We start from the raw sequence: 4465 nt of genomic DNA on the forward strand, positions 1-4465 counted from the left end.
GCTCGAACAGGCCAAGGAGAAGTTCCCCGAGTGGTACGAGAAGGTCATCGTCAACGGCGAACGCGCCGACGGCTCGTGGGATGCCAAGGAAGACCTCTACAACTGGTGGCTGCGCAAGATACGCGCGGGTGCGACGTTCAGCCATAGGTACTTCTGCCTGATGGCTCTGGCGATATACGCCGTGAAGTGCGGCATCACCGACCGCGAACGCGTCAAGGCGGACATGGATTCGCTGGTGCCGTTCCTGGATTCGGTAGACACCGAGCACCCGTTCGGCAACGACCATGAGGTCGAGAACGCTCTCGAATGCCTCGACCTGCGGTACAAGAAGTTCCCCATCAAGGACTTGGAGAGGATATCGGGAATAGCGATCCCGAAAAACAAGCGGAACTACAGGAAGCAGGCGCTGCACCTCAAAATGGCGCGTTCGAACCTTGAGATTCTGAGCGAGGATGCCGGTCATGCGTTGCAAGGTCGGCCGAAGGGAAGCGGTGAGAAGCGCGAGCTGATTCGCTCCTATGCCCGGGAGCACCCGGATGCCAACCACTCGGACATAGCAAAGGCGCTGGGCGTGTCGAGGTCTACCGTCATCAAGTGGCTGAGGGACTGGAAGTGCGATACCGACGGCCTGCCGGATGGCGCATGGTACGAAAACGGGCACGTTCACGTCGATATGACGGAGCCGAAAGCCGATTGATTCTTGCCTGCTTTGCGTTTGGGTGATGAAATGGGCTGATACACAGGGTGATACACGCCGAGATACACAGGAGATACACGTGCCGCAGAAGATGTTCAGGCTTACAGATGAGCAAATCTGTAAGCTAAAAAAGGTTTCCGAGCTGCGAGGATGTTCTCAAACTGATTTGATTCGCGGGTTCATCGATTCGCTTGACGAGGAGCCGCCTGATACACAGGGTGATACACACCGAGATACACAGGAGATACACGGTGACGAGCGGTCGAGCGGAGCCGATTCGCCAGCGCTCGCCGCCCTCATCGACCAGCTCGCCAAGAAGGACGAGCAGATAGCCAAGCTCATGGAGACCGTGGCCGACAGCACCAAGGCCGTGCAGGGCGCCCAAGCGCTCCACCACGAGACCGCCCAGACGCTCGCGCTGGAATCGACCGAGCAGAAGCTGAGCCGCTGGCAAAGGCTCAGGAGGGCTTGGAGGGGCTAGCCATGAAGTGGAACGTATCCGTGCTGCGCAGGTCGGGGGAATGCGAGCGCACCGAGGTGGCTGACTTTGAGTTGTCGGAGTTCTTCAACCGAATCGCGAGCGCCGAGGGCAAGGCGTGGGTTCTGTCGGTCGAGCGCGTCGGCGATGTGGGCGACTCCGCGCTCGTCGAGCCTGACGGCGATGAACTCGTATCGCAGCTCGGCAAGCGCCGCTGGCGCGTCATGGGAGACCCGGAGGACGGCTGGTGGGTCGAGGTCGATTCAGACGGCAACGAGCTTCCGGGCGATTGGGAGTATGACCGAAAGGGCGGGTACGTCTACTGCGCGTTCGCCTAGTCGGGCTGTCCGTCTTCTTTCTGCGGCGGCGGCACCGCAGAAAGAAGACTCTCGCGCAAGCGCTCACCGGCCAAGGCCGCTCTTCGAGTTGCAAGATTTGGGAAGTGTACGGACAAACTCCACTGTTGTGGACTTTTCCCTCACTTCCATCTTGCTCCCGAACGGCTTTAGCGGCCTTGACGGGAGAGCGCTTGCGCTTTGGAAAACCGGCAATTTAGAGTTGCCGGTTTTCAGTGGGCGGCAACCCTGCCGCTCGATTTCGCACCGTTTGCAAACGCGGCGGCGCTATTTGCAAACGGATGATTCTGGAAAAACGAGAGGTGCCGAAAGCGACATGCGGAGAAAAGAAGCACGCGTCGAGGTGCGGATGACCGAACACGAGAAGGAGGCCCTCAAGCGAAAAGCCGCCAAAAACGGCATGACGGTTTCCGAATACGCCCGCACGCTCCTTGCCAATTCCGACGATGCGACAATCAGGGTCATTGATACCGAGCCTTTGAGAAAGGCCGCGCACGAACTCGCGAAGCAGGGGACGAACCTGAACCAGTTCATGAAGTTCTTGAACACCTATGGCATCAAGGTGTTCGATGCGGGGGAAGCGCAGCGCGTCCTCGCGCGTGAGGTGGAGACGTTTATGGAAGTCGCGGAAGCGCTCGCGGCGCTCCGCAGGGAAGCCGACCGGAACAACGTCCATCTTAAAATCGAGGATTTCGACAGTGCCGAAAACGACTGACGAGGGCAAGGAAAGGGTCGATGGGCAGGTTAGCCCATCGACCCTCAATCAAGTCTGGTCTTCTGTTTCGACCGTCGCGTCAATTCCGTCGTCGGTGAACGAGTCGGCTTAGATCCGCGCGGGCGCGGAACACGCCGTCCCGTAGTCACCGACAACTACATTGACCCGACTACTCGCCCGATTCCGAATCGAAAACGCGCTCCGGATATACCCGTCGGATGGTCTCGATTCCGTCATAGATTTCATCATCGTCCTCGCGAAAGGCAAGTGACTTGATATTCTGCATGACCCACTTCTGACGGGAGAGCTTGGAAATCGCGAGGGTTTGCGCATCGACCTCATCGTATCCCTTGGCTGCACGCCAAGTTCCGCGTGCGATGCGTTCGTTTCCAAGCCCCTCGACGTTCTTGCCAACGTAGTCATAGAGGGTATCGACCTCGTAACCGTTCTTTTTCGCCTTATCCTCATCGAAGACGATGGTGAAGCTCCAAGGCTCCATTGTCGTTTCAGCCATATGGTCAGTGTCCTTTAGGCCTGTGCTGCCAGATAGTAGTCGAGTGCGTCCCTGTAGACCGAAGACGGCTTCACGCCCTTGCTGCGGGCTATCATGGCCACTCTCTGCGTATCCTTCGCGTCGTAGACCACCGTCACGCGGCGGGTTCCGACCGCGTCGAGGTGTGAGCCGCTGAACACCTCGCCATCGGGTTCCGGCTCGAAGCTGCCGTCCTCGTAGGGCGCGGCCATGCGGTCGAGGTCGGCATCGGTGATGCCGTGCTTCGCCATGAAATCGTTCACGTTCATCCAAATCACCTCTCCAAGCCGAGTTCCCTGAGCGTCTTGCCGCTCGGCGGGGTCATCCCGTGGTAGACGAAGAAGTAGTCATCGTCGGCATCGTAGATGTAGACGAGCTCGACCAGCCTGCTGCGGGAGTCCGTGCCGACGGCAATCCACTCGCCCGATTCGCGTTGCTTGTAGCGAATCATCGACCGCATCGCGGCCATCACGTCCGCTTCGCTCACCTCGGGGTGCCGCCTGCTGATTCTGGGGTGAACCCCTATCTGGCTCATGCCCGCTCTCCTTTCGATATGATATGAAATCATATCATATCTTTCTATCGGGAGAAATACGCCTGCACTTCAAGTGCCAGACAAATGCCAGACGCTTTTATCGGGGGAATGTCTGAGATGCCAGACGTTCTGCCATACACCGTATCTTCCGGCTCTGGGTGTACAATAAATCTATTGATAAAATAACGTCCCTATGAGGGCTTCCGGGATGGGTTCCAGAGGGAGCCTTTTCTTCCGGCTCTGGGTGTACAATAAATCTATTGATAAAATAACGTCCCCATGAGGGCTTCCGGGATGGGTTGGTGAGTTGATTGTCTCTTGAGTCCGTTCTTCTTGAATACGGGGCTTCCGAGGTCTCGGCCATGGATGTCTACTCCGATATCTTTCAGCTCGGGTACGGGTTCATCCAGACGGAGGGCGAGCCGGGCGGGCTGCACAAGGCCAACCCGATAATCCTCGGCTCGTTCGGCGGGCATTACGACAGCGACGGGAAGCTCGTCGGAGACAGGAGACGCCGCCGAATCCTGCTCGAGGACACGTTCGAGGAGACCCTTGCCGAGTTCCGCGATGCGAACTGGGCGATAACGAACGGTCTCACCTACTGGGGCAGGGCGAACACCGCCGACGCGCAGAGCAAGATGTGCGCCATGATTTTCGACCTCGACGGGCAGGATGACGGCACGCTCACGGCGTTCCTGTACAACTGCCGGAGCGACTATCCCATCTACCCAGAGCCGAACTACATCATCCTGAGCGGCCACAACGTTCATCTGTACTACGTCCTTGAGGAACCCGCCGACCTATACCCGAACACCAAGAGCCTGCTGAAGGACATGAAGTACCGCCTGACCGACAGGATGTGGAACAAGTACACATCGAGGGAATGGGAGCATCCGCAGCACCAGGGCATCAACCAAGGGTTCCGCGTCATCGGCGGCAAGACGAAGGACGGCGGCACGGTCAGGGCGTTCGCGGTCAACACGCACCCCTTCTCGCTCGAAGAGCTGAACGACTTCCTTCCCCCGGAACAGCAGGTAGACCTGTCGAAGAAGTGGAGGGAGACGAGGTACACGCTCGAACAGGCCAAGGAGAAGTTCCCCGAGTGGTACGAGAAGGTCATCGTCAACGGCGAACGCGCCGACGGCTCGTGGG

At 58.5% G+C, this 4465-nt stretch carries 8 protein-coding genes; 5 read left to right on the forward strand and 3 right to left on the reverse strand.

Annotation, left to right across the window (positions count from 1 at the left end; genetic code table 11):
• The 4 genes from GPK39_RS08405 to GPK39_RS08420 all read left to right on the forward strand — a co-directional run.
• Nucleotides 1-697: helix-turn-helix domain-containing protein (locus tag GPK39_RS08405; RefSeq protein ID WP_215675000.1), on the forward strand; the 697-nt coding region annotated here is incomplete at its 5' end.
• 166 nt (nucleotides 698-863) lie between these two features.
• Nucleotides 864-1178 (forward strand): hypothetical protein, encoded by a 315-nt coding sequence (locus GPK39_RS08410; RefSeq protein ID WP_215675002.1) that lies wholly within the window; start codon nucleotides 864-866, stop codon nucleotides 1176-1178.
• Between the two features lie 2 nt (nucleotides 1179-1180).
• A complete protein-coding gene (locus tag GPK39_RS08415) occupies nucleotides 1181-1513 on the forward strand; it encodes a hypothetical protein (RefSeq protein WP_117848977.1) in 333 nt (110 codons plus the stop codon).
• A 334-nt stretch (nucleotides 1514-1847) separates the two neighbouring features.
• Nucleotides 1848-2246, forward strand: coding sequence for a plasmid mobilization protein (locus GPK39_RS08420; RefSeq protein ID WP_423237419.1), 399 nt, complete (start codon nucleotides 1848-1850; stop codon nucleotides 2244-2246).
• A gap of 169 nt (nucleotides 2247-2415) precedes the next feature.
• On the opposite strand, the gene GPK39_RS08425 is transcribed toward GPK39_RS08420, so the two are convergent.
• Genes GPK39_RS08425 through GPK39_RS08435 form a run of 3 tightly spaced genes read right to left on the reverse strand, consistent with a single transcriptional unit; the run spans nucleotide 2416 to nucleotide 3247 of the window.
• Complete coding sequence (locus tag GPK39_RS08425) at nucleotides 2416-2760, reverse strand: hypothetical protein (RefSeq protein WP_233506208.1); 345 nt, start codon at nucleotides 2758-2760, stop codon at nucleotides 2416-2418.
• Between the two features lie 14 nt (nucleotides 2761-2774).
• On the reverse strand, nucleotides 2775-3047 hold the full coding sequence (locus tag GPK39_RS08430) for an NADP oxidoreductase (RefSeq protein WP_215675006.1): 273 nt from the start codon (nucleotides 3045-3047) through the stop codon (nucleotides 2775-2777).
• A 5-nt stretch (nucleotides 3048-3052) separates the two neighbouring features.
• On the reverse strand, nucleotides 3053-3247 hold the full coding sequence (locus tag GPK39_RS08435) for a hypothetical protein (protein ID WP_233506209.1): 195 nt from the start codon (nucleotides 3245-3247) through the stop codon (nucleotides 3053-3055).
• Nucleotides 3248-3675: 428 nt separating this feature from the next.
• Here GPK39_RS08435 and GPK39_RS08440 point away from each other — a divergent pair.
• A partial coding sequence (locus tag GPK39_RS08440; RefSeq protein WP_215675008.1) for a hypothetical protein occupies nucleotides 3676-4465 on the forward strand: 790 nt, incomplete at its 3' end.

Origin of the sequence: Collinsella aerofaciens (assembly GCF_018785245.1) — a bacterium.
Classification (GTDB): Bacteria; Actinomycetota; Coriobacteriia; order Coriobacteriales; family Coriobacteriaceae; genus Collinsella; species Collinsella aerofaciens_AD.